17 protein-coding genes are annotated in these 16,103 nt (G+C 71.7%); 7 read left to right on the top strand and 10 right to left on the bottom strand.

Going from position 1 to position 16,103, the window contains the following annotated elements:
• Positions 1-24: 24 nt before the first annotated feature.
• Entirely contained in the window at positions 25-1,689 is a 1,665-nt protein-coding gene (locus ACOV8S_RS15830; protein WP_448318464.1) for a fumarate hydratase, read from the bottom strand.
• A gap of 215 nt (positions 1,690-1,904) precedes the next feature.
• On the opposite strand from ACOV8S_RS15830, the gene ACOV8S_RS15825 reads away from it, so the two are divergent.
• Entirely contained in the window at positions 1,905-2,606 is a 702-nt protein-coding gene (locus ACOV8S_RS15825) for a DUF1707 SHOCT-like domain-containing protein (RefSeq protein WP_448318463.1), read from the top strand.
• Between the two features lie 108 nt (positions 2,607-2,714).
• Positions 2,715-3,104, top strand: coding sequence for a WhiB family transcriptional regulator (locus ACOV8S_RS15820; RefSeq protein ID WP_448318462.1), 390 nt, complete (start codon positions 2,715-2,717; stop codon positions 3,102-3,104).
• 142 nt (positions 3,105-3,246) lie between these two features.
• Here ACOV8S_RS15820 and glpX read toward each other — a convergent pair whose 3' ends face one another.
• A complete protein-coding gene (gene glpX / locus ACOV8S_RS15815) occupies positions 3,247-4,281 on the bottom strand; it encodes a class II fructose-bisphosphatase (protein ID WP_351114699.1) in 1,035 nt (344 codons plus the stop codon).
• 124 nt (positions 4,282-4,405) lie between these two features.
• Between glpX and ACOV8S_RS15810 the strand changes: the two genes are divergently transcribed.
• On the top strand, positions 4,406-4,933 hold the full coding sequence (locus ACOV8S_RS15810) for a DUF4245 domain-containing protein (protein WP_448318461.1): 528 nt from the start codon (positions 4,406-4,408) through the stop codon (positions 4,931-4,933).
• A 179-nt stretch (positions 4,934-5,112) separates the two neighbouring features.
• Here the strand turns inward: ACOV8S_RS15810 and ACOV8S_RS15805 are convergent, their stop codons facing one another.
• The 3 genes from ACOV8S_RS15805 to xseA all read right to left on the bottom strand — a co-directional run bounded on the left by ACOV8S_RS15805 (position 5,113) and on the right by xseA (position 7,368).
• Entirely contained in the window at positions 5,113-5,709 is a 597-nt protein-coding gene (locus ACOV8S_RS15805; RefSeq protein WP_448318460.1) for a malonic semialdehyde reductase, read from the bottom strand.
• A gap of 97 nt (positions 5,710-5,806) precedes the next feature.
• Positions 5,807-6,073 (bottom strand): exodeoxyribonuclease VII small subunit, encoded by a 267-nt coding sequence (locus ACOV8S_RS15800; RefSeq protein WP_448318459.1) that lies wholly within the window; start codon positions 6,071-6,073, stop codon positions 5,807-5,809.
• Between the two features lie 11 nt (positions 6,074-6,084).
• Positions 6,085-7,368 carry an exodeoxyribonuclease VII large subunit gene (gene xseA, locus ACOV8S_RS15795; RefSeq protein WP_448318458.1) on the bottom strand — a complete coding sequence of 428 codons (1,284 nt, stop codon included), beginning with the start codon at positions 7,366-7,368 and terminating at the stop codon, positions 6,085-6,087.
• 264 nt (positions 7,369-7,632) lie between these two features.
• Between xseA and ACOV8S_RS15790 the strand changes: the two genes are divergently transcribed.
• Both ACOV8S_RS15790 and ppgK read left to right on the top strand, forming a co-directional pair.
• Positions 7,633-8,646, top strand: a complete 1,014-nt coding sequence (locus ACOV8S_RS15790) for a 4-hydroxy-3-methylbut-2-enyl diphosphate reductase (RefSeq protein WP_448318457.1) — start codon at positions 7,633-7,635, stop codon at positions 8,644-8,646.
• 466 nt (positions 8,647-9,112) lie between these two features.
• Positions 9,113-9,862, top strand: a complete 750-nt coding sequence (gene ppgK / locus ACOV8S_RS15785) for a polyphosphate--glucose phosphotransferase (RefSeq protein WP_448318456.1) — start codon at positions 9,113-9,115, stop codon at positions 9,860-9,862.
• A gap of 293 nt (positions 9,863-10,155) precedes the next feature.
• Here ppgK and ACOV8S_RS15780 read toward each other — a convergent pair whose 3' ends face one another.
• A complete protein-coding gene (locus ACOV8S_RS15780) occupies positions 10,156-10,767 on the bottom strand; it encodes a DUF6542 domain-containing protein (RefSeq protein ID WP_448318455.1) in 612 nt (203 codons plus the stop codon).
• A gap of 356 nt (positions 10,768-11,123) precedes the next feature.
• Here ACOV8S_RS15780 and ychF point away from each other — a divergent pair, with 356 nt between their 5' ends.
• Positions 11,124-12,212 (top strand): redox-regulated ATPase YchF, encoded by a 1,089-nt coding sequence (gene ychF, locus ACOV8S_RS15775; RefSeq protein ID WP_448318454.1) that lies wholly within the window; start codon positions 11,124-11,126, stop codon positions 12,210-12,212.
• A gap of 178 nt (positions 12,213-12,390) precedes the next feature.
• Here ychF and ACOV8S_RS15770 read toward each other — a convergent pair whose 3' ends face one another.
• Positions 12,391-12,783, bottom strand: coding sequence for a type II toxin-antitoxin system VapC family toxin (locus ACOV8S_RS15770; RefSeq protein WP_448318453.1), 393 nt, complete (start codon positions 12,781-12,783; stop codon positions 12,391-12,393).
• Entirely contained in the window at positions 12,780-13,058 is a 279-nt protein-coding gene (locus ACOV8S_RS15765; RefSeq protein WP_448318452.1) for a hypothetical protein, read from the bottom strand. The genes ACOV8S_RS15770 and ACOV8S_RS15765 overlap by 4 nt, the downstream gene beginning before the upstream one ends.
• Before the next feature lie 168 nt (positions 13,059-13,226).
• On the opposite strand from ACOV8S_RS15765, the gene ACOV8S_RS15760 reads away from it, so the two are divergent.
• Positions 13,227-14,216 (top strand): DUF5937 family protein, encoded by a 990-nt coding sequence (locus ACOV8S_RS15760; RefSeq protein WP_448318451.1) that lies wholly within the window; start codon positions 13,227-13,229, stop codon positions 14,214-14,216.
• Positions 14,217-14,252: 36 nt separating this feature from the next.
• Here ACOV8S_RS15760 and ACOV8S_RS15755 read toward each other — a convergent pair whose 3' ends face one another.
• Together ACOV8S_RS15755 and ACOV8S_RS15750 are read right to left on the bottom strand one after the other, a co-directional pair.
• Positions 14,253-14,705: a VOC family protein gene (locus tag ACOV8S_RS15755; protein ID WP_448318450.1), complete on the bottom strand. Its 453-nt coding sequence runs from the start codon at positions 14,703-14,705 to the stop codon at positions 14,253-14,255.
• A gap of 201 nt (positions 14,706-14,906) precedes the next feature.
• A complete protein-coding gene (locus tag ACOV8S_RS15750) occupies positions 14,907-15,584 on the bottom strand; it encodes a DUF6000 family protein (protein ID WP_448318449.1) in 678 nt (225 codons plus the stop codon).
• Positions 15,585-16,103: the final 519 nt, after the last annotated feature.

Raw genomic sequence — 16,103 nt, 5'->3', positions numbered from 1 at the left:
CGTCCCACATGCTGCCGGGTGCGGTCAGAGGCCGGGGCCGCGGACCGGGATGGAGGTGAAGGTGGGGGCGGGCGCCGGGTTCTGGAAGAAGTCGTTGCCCTTGTCGTCGACCACGACGAAGGCCGGGAAATCCTCGACCTCGATCCGCCAGACCGCCTCCATGCCGAGCTCCTCGTACTCCAGGACCTCGACCTTCTTGATGCAGTCCTGCGCCAGGCGCGCCGCGGGGCCGCCGATGGAGCCCAGGTAGAAGCCGCCGTGCGCGGCGCAGGCGTCGGTGACCTGCTGGGAGCGGTTTCCCTTGGCCAGCATGACCTTGGAGCCGCCCGCGGCCTGGAACTGCTCGACGTAGGAGTCCATCCGGCCGGCCGTGGTGGGGCCGAAGGAGCCGGAGGCGAAGCCCTCGGGGGTCTTGGCGGGACCCGCGTAGTAGACCGGGTGGTCCTTCAGGTACTGCGGCATGCCCTCGCCGGCGTCCAGGCGCTCCTTGATCTTGGCGTGCGCGATGTCGCGGGCGACGACCAGCGGGCCGGTCAGCGACAGGCGGGTCTTGACCGGGTGCCTGGTCAGCTTGGCGAGGATCTCGTCCATCGGCCGGTTGAGGTCGATCTTGACGACGTCGCCGGACTGGATGAGGTCCGCCTCGGTGGTGTCCGGGAGGAAGCGCGCCGGGTCCTTCTCCAGCTGCTCCAGGAAGACGCCCTCGGCGGTGATCTTCGCGACGGCCTGGCGGTCCGCCGAGCAGGAGACCGCGATCGCGACCGGGCAGGAGGCGCCGTGGCGCGGGAGGCGGATGACGCGGACGTCGTGGCAGAAGTACTTGCCGCCGAACTGCGCGCCGATGCCGAGCTCGCGGGTGAGCTCGAAGACCTTCTCCTCCAGCTCGGTGTCCCGGAAGCCGTGACCCAGCTCGGAGCCCTCGGTGGGGATGTTGTCCAGGTAGTGCGCCGACGCGTACTTGGCGGTCTTGAGCGCGAACTCGGCGGAGGTGCCGCCGACGACGATCGCCAGGTGGTAGGGCGGGCAGGCCGCGGTGCCCAGCGAGCGGATCTTCTCCTCCAGGAACTTCATCATGGAGGCCTCGTTGAGGACCGCCTTGGTCTCCTGGTAGAGGAACGACTTGTTGGCCGAGCCGCCGCCCTTGGCCATGAAGAGGAACTTGTAGGCGCCGCCGTCGGTCGCGTACAGCTCGATCTGCGCGGGCAGGTTGGAGCCGGTGTTCTTCTCCTCCCACATGGTGACCGGGGCCATCTGGGAGTAGCGCAGGTTGAGGTTGCGGTACGCGTCGTAGATGCCGCGGGACAGGGCCTCCTCGTCACCGCCCTCGGTCAGCACGTTCTGGCCGCGCTTGCCCATCACGATCGCGGTGCCGGTGTCCTGGCACATGGGCAGCACGCCGGCCGCCGCGATGTTCGCGTTCTTCAGCAGGTCCAGGGCGACGAACTTGTCGTTGGCCGACGCCTCGGGGTCGTCGATGATCTTGCGGAGCTGGGCGAGGTGCTCGGGGCGCAGGTAGTGCTGGATGTCGTGCACCGCCTCCTCGGCGAGCTTGCGCAGCGCCTCCGGCTCCACCTTGAGGAACGTGCGGCCGTCGGCCTCGAAGGTCGACACGCCCTCGGAGGTCACCAGCCGGTAAGGGGTGGTGTCCTCTCCCGCGGGGAGCAGATCGGTGTACGCGAACTCAGGCATCTTCGCCCATTTCCTCACTCGAAAGACAGCCGGTGTCCACCAGCCTAAGACGTGGGCGGGAGGCCGCCGCTGTGAGGTAGGGCTCGTCCGTCGCCAGGGAGGCCCGGCTCCTCGGCGCTCCCGGCCCGCGGGGTCTTCGGCCGCGCGAGCCGGTCGCGCGAACATCCCCCTTCCGGAGGATGTTCGCGATACATCGCGACTGCTAGCCTCGGGATGTGGACCTTCACAAGAACCTTGAGCTGCGGGCGTCGGACGCCGAGCGGGACCGTGTCGTGGATCAGCTGCGCGAGGCCGTCGCCGAGGGCCGCCTCACGCCCGAGGAGCACGCCGAGCGGGTGGAGGGGGCGCTCGCCGCCCGGACCCTCGGCGAGCTGGAGGAGTACGTGCGCGACCTGCCCGCCGGGCGGGCCGCGCCCGCCCCGGCGCCGGACTTCGCCCTCGAGTCCCTCCCCGTGGCGGAGGAGAACGTGACGGCGGTGTTCAGCGCCGCCTCCCGTACCGGCCGCTGGCGGGCCGGCCGCCGCATCAACGCCTACGCGATATTCGGCAGCGTCGAGATCGACCTCAGCGAAGCCGTGTTCGAGCACCAGCAGGTCACCGTCAAGGCGGTCTCCGTCTTCGGCAGCGTCGAGGTCTACGTGCCGGAGAACGTCACCCTGCGCGGTACCGGCGGCGGTGTGCTCGGCAATTTCGAGGTGGACACGGTGGACGCCGCGGACTCCAGCGCTCCGGTGATCTACGTGGACGGCTGGGCGGTGCTGGGGAACGTCGAGGCGAGGCCGCGCCGGGGGAGCCTGGTGGCCGACATCCGCGACCAGGTGCAGCGGCACCTGGACCGCTCCCGGCACAAGCACCCAGGCGGCGGTCACGGCGCCGGAGCGCGTCGGCATCTGGGCGGCGGCGCACGGGAGTTGTGACCGCGCCGCTGCGTCGCGAGGCGTGTACGGGGTGCATACGGCACGTGCGCGAGGGGTAGTGCTTGACGCATCGCCGCTCGCTCGCGAAGCCTTCGTCAGGAGTAGACCGTGCCGCAGCACACGCGTTCGTCCCTGCAGGTCACCAAGGTCGCACAGGTCCCGGTCCAGCGGAGCGCCCGCAAGGAGCGCGACCAGGAGGCGCCCTGGCACACCGAGGCCGTCTGCCGCAGGGACGAGGCGGGACTCTTCTTCGCCCCGTCCAAGGAGCCCACGGCCGCCCGGCTGTCCCGTGAGGAGGCGGCAAAGCGCGTCTGCGCGCAGTGTCCGGTGATGGTGGAGTGCCGCGAGCACGCCCTGCTGCAGCCGGAGCCCTACGGCGTGTGGGGCGGGCTGACGGCCGCCGAGCGCCGCCTGGTGCTGGCGCGCCGGCGGCGGCGGGACATGGACATCAACAAGAGTCGCTCCTCGGCGGGCGGGCGGATAGCGGCCGCGGGCTGAACGCGCCCATGGCCCGGCGCCGGCCCGGAACCCCGAAGGGCGCCCCCGCCGCACCGGGAGCGCCCCTCGTCCGCTGCTGATCCGCCGGCCTGCTCGGTCCGGCCTGCTCGGCCGGTCTGCTGGGCCAGCCTCCTGGGCCGGTCTACTTGGCCCGGTCGAAGTCGATCTTGCTGTACGCCCGGAGCTTGCTCAGCCGGTGCTCGGAGTGGATCTCCCGCACCGTGCCCGACTTCGAGCGCATGACGATCGAGGAGGTCGTCGCCGTCTCGGAGCGGTAGCGCACCCCGCGCAGCAGTTCGCCGTCGGTGATGCCGGTGGCGACGAAGAACACGTTCTCGCCGGAGACCAGGTCGTCGGTGGTCAGCACCCGGTCCAGGTCGTGACCGGCCGCGAGCGCCCGCTCCCGCTCCTCCTCGTCCTTCGGCCAGAGCTTGCCCTGGATGGTGCCGCCCAGGCACTTGACCGCACAGGCCGAGATGATGCCCTCCGGCGTGCCGCCGACGCCCAGCAGCAGGTCGATGCCGGTCCCCTCGCGCAGGGCGAGGATGGAACCCGCCACGTCGCCGTCGGAGATCAGCTTTATGCGCGCGCCGGTCTCCCGGACGTCCTGGATCAGCTGCTGGTGGCGGGGCCGGTCCAGGATGACCACGGTGACGCTCTCGGGCGTGGAGCGCTTCGCCTTGGCGATCCGGCGGATGTTCACCGACACCGGGGCGTTGATGTCGACGAAGTCGGCCGCCTCCGGGCCGGTGACCAGCTTGTCCATGTAGAAGACCGCCGACGGGTCGAACATCGATCCCCGGTCGGCGGCGGCCAGCACGGCGATCGCGTTGGTCATGCCCTTGGCGGTGAGGGTGGTGCCGTCGATCGGGTCGACGGCGATGTCGCACTCGGGGCCGGTGCCGTCACCCACCCGCTCCCCGTTGAAGAGCATGGGTGCCTCGTCCTTCTCGCCCTCGCCGATGACGACGACACCGTTCATCGAGACGGTCGAGACGAGGGTGCGCATGGCGCGCACCGCGGCGCCGTCGGCGCCGTTCTTGTCACCGCGGCCCACCCAGCGGCCCGCCGCCAGGGCGGCCGCCTCGGTGACCCGGACCAGTTCCAGGGCCAGGTTGCGGTCGGGGGCCTCGGAGGGGACCTCGAGTTCGGACGGGAGCAGATTGTGCTCGGTCATCGGCACCTTCCCTGTATGACGACGGCCGGATGAGGGTCGTTCGCCCCTGACTCTAGCCTCCGAGTGAAATTATGAGCAGAGGACCCCACGGATGAGCGCGTGGCGCACCTGCGACGATAGGGGCGTGGCAGGTATGAAAGGCAAGCAGTCGGTCCGGGACATGGTTCTCTCCCTGGGCCTCATTCTTCTCGCGGCGGGCGTGGTCTACCTCTTCGTCCCGCACGACGACACCGTGCCGGAGCCGAAGCGGGTGGACTATCGGGTGGAGCTCCTGACGGCGCGCCGTGCCGCTCCGTACCCGGTGGCCGCTCCCGAGGGCCTGTCGGACGGCTGGACGGCGACGTCGGTGCGCTACACGGCCGACCACGCGCACTGGCACCTCGGCTTCGCCGACCCGGACGGCGGCTACGCGGCGGTGGAGCAGTCCACGCGGAAGCCGTCGGAGTTCGTGGAATCCGCCACCCAGGGCGCCTCGAAGGCCGGCACGGAGAGGCTCGCGGGCCGCGACTGGGACCGCTACGAGGGCGACCGGTACGACGCCCTGGTCCTGCAGGAGCCGGGCGTCACCACGGTGGTGACCGGCAGCGCGGGCATGAAGGACCTCACCGTCGTGGCCGAGGCGCTGCGCACGGAGGAGAAGCCCGCGGAGTAGGCGGGACGGGCTCTGCGTCGACGCCCGGTGGTCGGAGCCCGGCGCCCGGTGGCCGGTATCTGGTGGCCGGTGGTCACTGCCCGGCGTCCGGCGGCCAGTGCGCCCGGCGTTCGGCACGACGGCTCGGTGTACGGCAAAGGCCCCCCGCGGTGTGCGGGGGGCCTTTGCCGTCGTTCGGCTCAGACGGTGGTGAAGACCTGCTCGTAGGACAGGCGCGGGGCGCGCGGGTAGTGGGCGCCCTCCTCGGCGGAGGGGTGGCCGATGTTGACGACCATCAGCGGCAGGTGATCGTCGCCGAGGAACTCCTTGCGGATGCCCTCCATGTCGGCGCCGGTCATCGGGCCCGCGGCCAGGCCGGCCGCGCGGACGCCGATGATGAAGTAGGCGGCCTGCAGCTGCGCGTTGGCGAGCGCGGAACGCTCGCGGACCGGGCGCTCGCTGAAGAACATGTCCTTGGCGTTCGGGATCGCCGGCAGCAGCGTGTCGAGCTCCTCGTGGAACTCGGCGTCGGCGGACAGGATCGCCACCACCGGGGCGGTGGCGGTCTTGGCCCTGTTGCCCTCCATCAGCAGGTCGACCAGGCGGGTGCGGGCCTCGGGGGACTGGACCAGCGTCACCCGCAGCGGCGACTGGTTGAAGGCCGTCGGGCCGAACTTGACCAGGTCGTGGACCGCCTTGAGCTGCTCCTCGGTCACCGGCTCGGAGGAGAACTTCTGGGCGGTGTGCGCCTCGCGGAACAGCAGGTCCTGGGCGGCGGGGTCAAGAACGAGAGACATGCGTCAGCCTTTTCGGGGGTCCGGTGGAACGACTCCACTGTAGGACCGAAGAGGTTGAAAATTCAAATAAGCTCCCGGAGAGACGTGGAGGTGTGCCTCACTCCGCCGTGCCCTCGCCCGACTCCTCGTCCTCCTCCGCGAGCGCCGCGTCCAGGCGCTTGCGGGCGCCCTCCAGCCAGCGGCGGCACACCTTCGCGAGCTCCTCGCCGCGCTCCCACAGTGCCAGCGACTCCTCCAGCGAGGTGCCGCCGGCCTCCAGCCGCCGGACCACCTCGATCAGCTCGTCACGCGCCTGCTCGTAGCCGAGCATCGCCCGGCCGGCCTCGGTCGCCCCGGCGGACTGCTCGTCGGCCCTGCTGCTCATTGCGTCCGTCCTCATGCTTCGGTGTCGTTGGGGTGGGTGTCGGTGTGGGTGTCGTCGGGCCCGCTGTCAGGGTTCTCGCCCTCCGCCGGAGCGGACGGCAGGACCGTGAACGTGCCGCCGGCGACCCGGGCGCGCAGTGGTTCGCCCGGCGTCACCTCGGCGGGATCGCGGACGACCTGTCCGTCGGGGCGCTGGAGCACCGCGTACCCGCGGCGCAGCGTCTGCGCGGGGGAGAGGGCCACCACCCGGGCGTGGGTGTGGGTCAGCTCGGACTCCGCCCGGTCCAGCAGGTGCCCCAGGGTGCGCCGGGCCCGGTCGGCGAGCGCCGTGACCTGCTCGGCGCGGTCGTCGATCATCCGGTGCGGATCCTGCATGACCGGCCTGGCCAGCGCGTTCTGCAGGCCGCGTTCCTCCCGCGAGACCGCCGCGTCCACGCACCGCCGCGCCCGGTCCCGCAGCTGCCGCACTCGCTCCGCCTCCTCGCCGACGTCCGGCACCACCTTCTTGGCGGCGTCGGTCGGGGTCGAGGCGCGCAGGTCGGCGACGTAGTCCAGCAACGGGGTGTCCGGCTCGTGGCCGATCGCGGACACCACCGGCGTGCGGCAGCCCGCGACCGTGCGGACCAGCTCCTCGTCGGAGAACGGCAGCAGGTCCTCCACGCTGCCGCCGCCGCGCGCCACCACGATGACGTCGACCTCGTCCATGGCGTCCAGCTCCCGCACCGCCCGCACCACCTGCGGCACCGCGTGCACGCCCTGCACGGCGACGTTGCGGACCTCGAAGCGGACGGCGGGCCAGCGGCGGCGGGCGTTCTCCAGGACGTCGCGCTCGGCCGCCGAGGCCCGGCCGCAGACCAGGCCGATCAGCTGCGGCAGGAACGGCAGCGGCTTCTTCCGGTCCGCCGCGAACAGCCCCTCCGCCGCCAGGCTCTTCTTCAGCTGCTCCAGCCGCGCCAGCAGTTCGCCCATGCCCACCGGACGGATCTCCGCCGCCCGCAGCGACAGCTCGCCGCGCGGGGCGTACCACTCCGGCTTGGCATGCACCAGCACCCGGGCGCCCTCGCCGACGATGTCGGCGACCGCGTCGAAGACCTGCCGGAAACAGGTGACCTTCACCGAGATGTCGTGCGAGGGGTCGCGCAGCGTCATGAACACCACGCCCGCACCGGGGCGGCGGGAGAGCTGGGTGATCTGCCCCTCCACCCAGACCGCGCCGAGCCGGTCGATCCAGCTCCCGATCAACCGCGAGACCTGGCCGACGGGCAGCGGGGCCTCGGGGGTCGTGTTCACAGCCATGCGCCCGAGCGTAACCGTCGGCTCCGACACGGACCGGCGATGCGGACGTTCCCGCCGCGACGCGCACGGCCTCCCGCCGATGCGCACGATCCCCCCGCAATGCGCGAGGTCGGCCGGACACGGGTGTCGATCGATGCGGGGTGAAGGTGAGCCCTCGATGTGTCGCGGGAGCAGCCGGTGGGGGACTCGCCTGCCCCGTGCACGGACTGCCCCCGGGCGTCGGGCGGGGGCGGCACCGGGCCGGTGCCCGGAGCGGCCCGTACGATGGGGCGCATGACCGACTCTCCTGGCCGCCGCCGTGTCCTGCTCGCCTCTCCCCGCGGCTACTGCGCCGGTGTCGACCGCGCAGTGATCGCTGTGGAGAAGGCCCTGGAGCAGTACGGGGCCCCGATCTACGTCCGTCACGAGATCGTCCACAACAAGTACGTGGTGCAGACCCTCGAGAAGAAGGGCGCGATCTTCGTCGAGCAGACGGACGAGGTGCCGCCCGGCAACATCGTGATGTTCTCCGCCCACGGCGTCGCCCCGACCGTGCACGACGAGGCGAAGGCCGGCCGGCTCGCCACCATCGACGCGACCTGCCCCCTGGTGACCAAGGTCCACAAGGAGGCGGTCCGGTTCGCCGACGAGGACTACGACATCCTGCTGATCGGCCACGAGGGCCACGAGGAGGTCATCGGCACCTCCGGCGAGGCCCCCGACCACATCCAGCTCGTCGACGGCCCCGAGGACGTCGCCAAGGTGGAGGTCCGCGACCCTTCGAAGGTCGTCTGGCTCTCCCAGACCACGCTCTCGGTGGACGAGACGATGGAGACGGTCGGCGCGCTCAAGGAGAAGTTCCCGCAGCTGATCTCGCCGCCCAGTGACGACATCTGCTACGCGACGCAGAACCGTCAGCTGGCCGTGAAGGAGATGGGCGCCGAGTCCGAGCTGGTGATCGTGGTCGGCTCGCGCAACTCCTCCAACTCCGTGCGCCTGGTCGAGGTCGCCAAGCTGGCCGGCGCCTCCGCCGCCTACCTGGTCGACTTCGCCGACGAGATCGACGAGAGCTGGCTGGAGGGCGTCACCACGGTGGGCGTCACCTCGGGCGCCTCGGTGCCGGACGTGCTGGTCGAGCAGGTCCTCGAGTACCTGTCGCAGCGGGGCTTCGAGGACGTGGAGATCGTGAAGGCGGCCGAGGAGTCGATCACCTTCTCGCTGCCCAAGGAACTGCGGCGCGACCTCCGCGAGGAGGCGGCGGCGCTGGTCGCCGAGCGTACGGGCGGCACGCAGGGCTGACCTCGCCCGTTTTCCGCCGTCGGAGGGCCCGCGCCTGCGGAAGGCGCGGGCCCTCCGCGTGTCCGCCCCGCCCTCATGTCCGCGGGACTTTCGCGTGTCCCGCCTTTCTGCCCGCCGAGGCTTCCACGTGCCCGCCTGGCCTTCCGTGTCCGCCTTGCGCGGCGCCGCCCTCGGCCGATCGTCGCCTCCGCCATGCGGTGCCACCGGTCAGCCGTTGGGCCCGGCCAACCGCCGCCCCGCCATCCGCTGCCACCGGCCACCGCCACTGCCACCGCTGCCGTCACCACCACCGCTGCCGCCACCGCCGCCGCTGCCGCCACCGCCGCCGCTGCCGTCACCACCGCTCCCCGGGCGGCACCGGAATCCGCGCCGTGGGTGCCCCGCGCGCCGTCCGTGTGTCCCCGGCGCTCCCTTTCGGTACACCCTTCCGGCGGTGACGGCTTGCCGCGCGTCGTAGCGTGGTGCCATGCAGATCTTCGGTGTGGACATCGGCGGCTCCGGAATCAAGGGCGCGCCCGTGGACCTGACGAGGGGCGACCTGGCGGCGGAGCGGCACAAGGTGCTGACCCCGCAGCCCTCGACCCCTGACGACGTGGCGGAGTGCGTCCGGGAGGTCGTCGACCACTTCAACTGGCACGGGCCGGTGGGCGTGACCTTCCCCGGCGTGGTCACCGGCGGCTCCACCGTCCGCACCGCGGCCAACGTCGACGCCGCCTGGGTGGACATGGACGCCGCCGCGCTGCTCGGCGGGCGGCTGGGCGGCATCCCAGTCACCGTGGTCAACGACGCGGACGCGGCGGGCGTGGCCGAGATGAACTTCGGCGCCGGCCAGGGCCGCAAGGGCACGGTGATCGTGCTGACCTTCGGCACCGGCATCGGCAGCGCGGTCTTCACCGACGGCATGCTGGTCCCCAACACGGAGCTGGGGCACCTCGAGCTGAACGGCCACGACGCGGAGAAGCGGGCGTCCCACAAGGCCCGCGAGGACGGCGACCTCTCCTGGGAGCACTGGGCGCGGCGGGTCGAGAAGTACCTGCGGCACGTCGAGATGCTGTTCTCGCCCGAGCTGTTCATCGTGGGCGGAGGGGTGAGCCGCAAGGCGGAGAAGTTCCTGCCGCTGATCACCAAGGTGCGTGCGGAGATCGTGCCGGCGCGGCTCCAGAACAACGCGGGGATCGTGGGGGCGGCCATGCACGCCGCCCAGCAGCGCGGCTGACGTCCGGGGGCCGCGCCTCTTTCCGGCGCGGCCCCCACTCTGCCCCCTGTTTCCTGCTCCTGCTCCTCCGGAACCGACCTCGACGGCCGGCGGCCCGCACGGCTTCGCTCTGCGGGCGGCCGGCCCGCCTGTCGCCACGAGTGAGGGCCACCGGGCGCACACGGCTCCGCAGCTCCGCGGTTGTCGGGTCATCCGCACCGTGCTCGTCGCGTCGCGCGGGCGGCAGCCCTTGCGGGAGCGCCGCCGGGCGGCCCATGGGCCCCGTGCCTCCCTCGCCGCGTGAACGGCGGCGGCTAACCCTCGCGGTAGGCGGCTGCGCCCCCGGCACCGGCACCGGCCCCGGACGTGAACCGGATCCACCGCCCCGTCGCCACCAGCCCGGTGACGAGCACGCCTCCGTACAGCCACCCGGCCCCCGTGGCCAGCGCCGTGAAGAAGCCCATCGCCTGGCCGCCGACCCCGCTTCCGTCGGCGATGAACAGCAGCCCCAGCGCGTAGGCGATCGGCCCGACGATCGGCGCCGTCAGCAGGTCCCCTGGCCGCACCCACGTCGCCGTGAGCAGGCTGACCGGCAGGAACAGCAGCCCGTAGACCGTGACCGACGCGCCCAGCAGCATGCTGAGCAGCCCCAGCGTCACCATCGCGGCCGTGCAGAACAGCCCGCACCCGAGCCCGGTGAGCCGGGGGTTGGGGAAGCGCCGCAGCCCGTCCGCGGCCGCCGTGCCCCGGTTCGCCGCCCCGGCGATCCACGAGACCCGTGAGCCCCGCGCCGACTCCGCCACCCGCCCGGTCCACCGGGCCAGCCCGTCCATCGCCTGCCCGGCCCGGACGACCGCGCCGCCGCGTCCCGCCGTGCCGCGTGCCGACCCGGCTGCCGCCGCGCCCGCGGGCACGGCGGCAGCCACGCCTGCCCCCGCGGCGACCGGCTGCGCACCCTGCGGGCGCCGGGGCCGTGGGGCCCGCCGCTCGCCGCCTCCGGAACCGCCCCCGCGAGCCTGCCCGGGCAGCCCCGTGCGGGCGTCGCGCCTCGACGCCGGCGCGGGCCGGGCGGCCGACCGTGATGTTCCCGTCGTCCTGTGATGCTCCACTCGCACAACCTAGGTCTGTTTATGTGCTGAATAGCCCTAATGACACGCCCAGGGGCCGCACTGGTCTGATGTTCGACAGTTACGGGTGCCCCGTCCGGCACGCCGTAGACTGGGGGATCGGTCCGCCTCAGGCCCGCCCACCCTCTTCACCTCACGTAACGGGAAGTCGCAACGTGTCGCTCACGATCGGAATCGTCGGTCTGCCGAATGTCGGCAAGTCGACCCTGTTCAACGCCCTGACCAAGAACGACGTGCTTGCGGCCAACTACCCGTTCGCCACGATCGAGCCCAACGTGGGCGTCGTCGGCGTCCCCGACCCCCGCCTGGCGAAGCTCGCCGAGATCTTCGGCTCCGCGCGGATCCTCCCGGCCACGGTCGACTTCGTCGACATCGCCGGCATCGTCCGCGGCGCCAGCGAGGGCGAGGGTCTGGGCAACAAGTTCCTCGCGAACATCCGCGAGTCGGACGCGATCTGCCAGGTCATCCGCGCCTTCAAGGACGAGAACGTCGTCCACGTCGACGGCAAGGTCTCGCCGAAGGACGACATCGAGACCATCAACACCGAGCTGATCCTGGCCGACCTCCAGACCATCGAGAAGGTCCTCCCGCGCCTCCAGAAGGAGTCCCGGATCAAGAAGGACATCGCTCCGAAGGTCAAGGCCGTCGAGGAGGCCAAGGAGATCCTCGAGCGCGGCGACACCCTCTTCTCCCAGGGCATCGTCCAGGGCACCGAGCGCAGCGAGCTGCTGCACGACCTGCACCTGCTCACCACCAAGCCCTTCCTCTACGTCTTCAACGTCGACGAGGACGAGCTGACCGACGACACCTTCAAGAACGAGCAGCGCGCGCTGGTCGCCCCGGCCGAGGCGATCTTCCTCAACGCCAAGCTCGAGGCGGACCTCGCCGAGCTCGACGAGGAGGACGCCATGGAGCTCCTCCAGTCCGTCGGCGCCGCGGAGCCCGGCCTCGCCACCCTCGCCCACGTCGGCTTCAACACCCTGGGCCTGCAGACCTACCTGACCGCCGGTCCCAAGGAGACCCGCGCCTGGACCATCAAGAAGGGCGCCACCGCGCCCGAGGCGGCCGGCGTGATCCACACGGACTTCCAGAAGGGCTTCATCAAGGCCGAGGTCATCTCCTTCGACGACCTCGTCGAGGCCGGCTCCGTCGCCGAGGCCCGCGCCAAGGGCCGCGCCCGCATGGAGGGCAAGGAGTACGTCATGCAGGACGGCGACGTGGTGGAGTTCCGCTTCAACGTCTAGCAGCCGCCACGGCTCGGCCTCGCCCGAGCCGGCGAACGTCCAGGTCAGCGGGGTCGGTCCGGTTTCGGGCCGGCCCCGCTGGCGTTGCGGGCGCTGGTTTTCGCTGCGCGGCGTGGGGCGGTCCCGTCCCCGTGGGCGCCCCGGCGATGCCGCACGCGTGCTCGTTGGCAGCTGCCGCTCAGATCTTGATGACGGTGACGCCGCCCGCGCAGAGCATCTGGAGGTCCTCGGGGTCGGAGGTGAGGACGGTCGTGGGGCGAGGTGAGGCGAGTGCCGTCGCGGCGACGATGGCGTCCAGTGCGTACTTGTGCCCGTGCAGGCCGGTCGCGGCGAGCAGCTTGCTCGCCTGTCGCGCGATGGCCTCGCCGGGCGGGACGATGTTGACGCGCGAGACTGCGTGGTCGAACCGCGCCTGATGGACTCGTGGGTTCCGGGCCTCGACGAGGGTCACCGAGCTGGTCACGACCCGGATGTCCTCCGCGTCGGCGGCTGCGAGCCATTCAGTCAGTTCGGGGTCGCGGCGTACGAGTTTGGAGAGACCTTCGCAGTCCAGCACGAGGGTTCCGCTCATGCGGCGTCCGACGAGCTTGTCGCGTCACCGCGCAGCAGCGCCCGCTTGGCGTCGACCGCACGATGGTCCACCGGGCCGTGTTCGGCCTCCGCCGCGGCGATCAGCTCGCGCAGGCGTTCCCGCTCCAGTTCGCGCTGGATGAGGCCCTCGACGTAGGCGGACATGCCGCGTCGGCCTGTGCGCTGCTTCAGGGCGGCGATGGTGCCCTCGTGCAGCGACACGGACACGGGGCGGACGGGTCCTTCGCCGGGGGTGGGTGCGGTGTCATCAGCCATGCCGCTACATTAACAAAAGTATTGTTATTCGGCAGGGTGTCTGCCTGTCGTGCCACCGATGCCGGTCGATGGCTGTGCAGCCTGCACGAGCCGTGCCGGCGCCGACGGGGCCGACGGAGGCAGTCCGCGATCGGTCGGCTGAGACGGGTCGGCGGTAGCCTGCTCGGCGTGCCGCAGAAGTACGTCGAGTTCCGCCTCGCTTCGCAGGACATCTCCACCGTCCGGTTCGGCGTATCGCCAGGGCATGAGATCGTCCACGCGGTACGCACCCTCAACCGGCCGCAGGAGCAGCCGCTGCAGTGGGGGTGGGCGCGGGCCGTGCGTGCCGATGTCCCGCGGGAGACCCTGGAGTTGCTGCGCCTCGTCGTGGGCGAGGCCGGGTACGCGCCCGATCTGTTCACCTCGCCCGCGTCCTGGGACCTCACGCCGGCGGACGAGATCGAGCGGCTGCGACAGGCGCCGCTCGAGCCGATCTCGGTCGACCTGCGCAAGCGTGCGGTCCGCAGCGCCGGCGTCGCGCGGGCCGCGCTCGAGAGGATGGCGGACGATCCCGAGAGGATCCGCGCCGTGATCGTGCGCCACGTCGAGACGCTCTGGGAGACCGCACTCGCGCCGTACTGGGCGCAGATCGAACGCATCCTGCACGCGGACATCGGCTCCCGGGTGCGGCGGATGACCGCGGACGGTCTGGCCGGGATGGCGGCCGACCTCGGCGAAGCGGTCGAGTGGAGCGCCGACACCGGCTTCGACACCGTGCGCGTGCGGATGGAACGGCACGAGGAGGTCGTCGACTGCCAGGGGCGCGGCCTCGTGCTCGTGCCGTCGTTCTTCGCACGCCACTGCGCGGTGCTCACGGAGCCGCCCGCTCAGCCGACGCTGTTCTACCCCGCGCTCGGTGTGTCCGAGGTGTGGCATCGTGCCGACTCGACGGACGCGCTGGCGGGCCTGCTCGGGGAGAGTCGCGCCGCGGTGCTCCTCGCGCTGGGCGCGCCGCTGTCGACGACGGAGACTGCGGGGGAGGTCCGGATAGCGGCTTCCACCGCGTCCCACCACCTCGACGCCCTGCGCGCCGCCGGGCTCATCGCGTCCCGGCGCGCCGGGCGGCGCGTGCTGCACGCGCGCACGCCGCTCGGCGACGCGCTCGTCCACCGCGTCTGACGTGGAGGACGAGCGCAACCGGGGCCGGCGCGGTGGTCACCGCCCGGGGACGGGGTCCGGTCCCGTGCCGTGCTCGGCGACGTACGCCTCCGGACCCTGCTCGGCGGCCTGGGGCTCCATGTAGAGGAACTCGAGGATGTTGCCGTCCGGGTCCTCGAGGGAGCGTCCGTACATGAACCCGTGGTCCTGTGCGGGGCGCGGCTCACGGCCGCCGGCCCTGACGCCGGCGTCGACCGTCGTGTCGACGTGCTCCCGGGAGTCACGCGAGAACGACACCAGCGCCTGGGCGACCTTGTGCGGGTCGGCGATCTCCTTGTCCGTGAACTGCGCGAAGTGCCCGTGGGTGAGCACCATGAAGTTCGTGTTCTCGTCCCAGACGACGCACCCGGCGTTCTCGTCGGTGAACATCGGGTTGATGTCGCAGCCGAGCGCCGTGTAGAAGGCCTTGCTGCGCTCGAGGTCGGTCGTGGTGATGTTGACGAAGATCATCAGGTCTCCTGGTGTCTGCGGGACCATTCCCCGCGGTTGCCTTGCCTGGATCAGGCTGGCATCGGGGTCGAGCGCACCCAATCGATTCGACGAGCGTCGAAAGGTCGCGCTCCGGGCCCCACCGCGACCGCGTCGGCGATGACGAGGCCGCGCTGATCCGCTGGGTGCGTTTGTCCTGTTCACGGCCCCAACGGGTGGGGGTTAGGAGACTGGGGCCGGTGATCGCTCCGCGTTCCCCGGGCGGCGCCAGCCGTTGGCGAACTCGCACCGGAGGTCCGTCGAGCGGCGCAGCTCGGCCGGCGCGTAGGCGGGGTGGCCGAGGAGGTGGGGCAGGGCGTCGACCCACCGGTCCCACAGGCCGCCGGGCTGGATGAAGCGGTCGGCGTGGTGGGTGCCGAGGTGAGCGTCGAGGCGGAGGAGTGCGCCGAGTGCTGCAGGCTGGTCGTAGCGGAGGTCGTAGCGGAGGTCGGTGCGAGGGAGGTAGCGGTCGAGGTAGGCGGCGAGGATCTCGGCGTCGGCGTGTGCACCGAAGCGGGCCAGGGCGAAGCAGTAGGCGCCGCCGGAGAAGCAGAGCTCGCTGGCCAGCAACAGGTCGCCGATGCGTTCGCGGAACGTGGCGCGCCGGCCTACGCCGATCAGCCACCCGGCGGTGAGACGTGAGCGCCACTCGTAGCCGAGGAGGGCTTCCAGTTCCGCATCGGTGATCGTTGCCGAGTCGTCGATGAGGTGATGGGCGAAACGTTCGGCGTGCGGCCATTCCGGCTGCAGGAATCGCCCACTTTTCAGGACGAGGTAGCGCGCGTGGCCTGAGTCCTTCCTCGCCGCGTAGCGCTCGATGACGTGGCCGTAGCCGATCTCGTGGGGGTCTTGGACCGGCATCGGTCACCTCTCCGGGTACAGGTCGGCACGGCCGATCCAGTGGGGGCGTAGACGCGCTCCCAGGGTGCGGTCCGGTCGAGCTCTCCGGCCAGGCATTTTCCTCGCGGCTTCGATCAGACCGCGAGAGGCCGCTGAGCGGCGAGGACCAGGGCAGGGCAGCTCAGGGTGCGGGACCACGCCGGGCCGTGCTCACCGCCGAACCGGTCCCGGTCGTGGCGGTCTCCCGCAGCGGGACCGACTGTGCGGGACTCGACGCAGCCCATGGCCCTGCGGATCTTCTGCAGGCCTGGCCGTTGTGGCGAGGACCCGACGTGCGGGTGCCGAGCGCTCCGCCGGCCGGCCGACCAGGGCGGCCGTGCGGACGAGGGTCCGGACAGATCGACTGCGGCGGGAGGAGAACGGAGGGCTCCCCGCGCGGCCCGTGCTGGATCCCGCCCAAGGCCCAGCGGGCGGGCGGGTGCCCCGACGCTGCGGACGGTCCGGTTGAATGGCACGTCGGAGTGGTGGTCGAGCCAGAGG

Source organism: Streptomyces sp. CO7, from assembly GCF_053474865.1.
The sequence above is the reverse complement of the archived record's forward strand: the minus strand, read 5'-3'. Positions and strand labels throughout refer to the sequence as shown.

Excerpts from the sequence above, each read along its gene's own strand:
- ACOV8S_RS15830 (WP_448318464.1), bottom strand. The coding sequence starts at position 1,689 with ATGCCTGAGTTCGCGTACACCGATCTGCTCCCCGCGGGAGAGGACACC.
- glpX (WP_351114699.1), bottom strand. The coding sequence starts at position 4,281 with ATGACCGAGCACAATCTGCTCCCGTCCGAACTCGAGGTCCCCTCCGAG.
- ACOV8S_RS15805 (WP_448318460.1), bottom strand. The coding sequence starts at position 5,709 with ATGTCTCTCGTTCTTGACCCCGCCGCCCAGGACCTGCTGTTCCGCGAG.
- ACOV8S_RS15800 (WP_448318459.1), bottom strand. The coding sequence starts at position 6,073 with ATGAGCAGCAGGGCCGACGAGCAGTCCGCCGGGGCGACCGAGGCCGGC.
- xseA (WP_448318458.1), bottom strand. The coding sequence starts at position 7,368 with ATGGCTGTGAACACGACCCCCGAGGCCCCGCTGCCCGTCGGCCAGGTC.
- ACOV8S_RS15790 (WP_448318457.1), top strand. The coding sequence starts at position 7,633 with ATGGGGCGCATGACCGACTCTCCTGGCCGCCGCCGTGTCCTGCTCGCC.
- ppgK (WP_448318456.1), top strand. The coding sequence starts at position 9,113 with ATGCAGATCTTCGGTGTGGACATCGGCGGCTCCGGAATCAAGGGCGCG.
- ACOV8S_RS15770 (WP_448318453.1), bottom strand. The coding sequence starts at position 12,783 with ATGAGCGGAACCCTCGTGCTGGACTGCGAAGGTCTCTCCAAACTCGTA.
- ACOV8S_RS15765 (WP_448318452.1), bottom strand. The coding sequence starts at position 13,058 with ATGGCTGATGACACCGCACCCACCCCCGGCGAAGGACCCGTCCGCCCC.
- ACOV8S_RS15755 (WP_448318450.1), bottom strand. The coding sequence starts at position 14,705 with ATGATCTTCGTCAACATCACCACGACCGACCTCGAGCGCAGCAAGGCC.
- ACOV8S_RS15750 (WP_448318449.1), bottom strand. The coding sequence starts at position 15,584 with ATGCCGGTCCAAGACCCCCACGAGATCGGCTACGGCCACGTCATCGAG.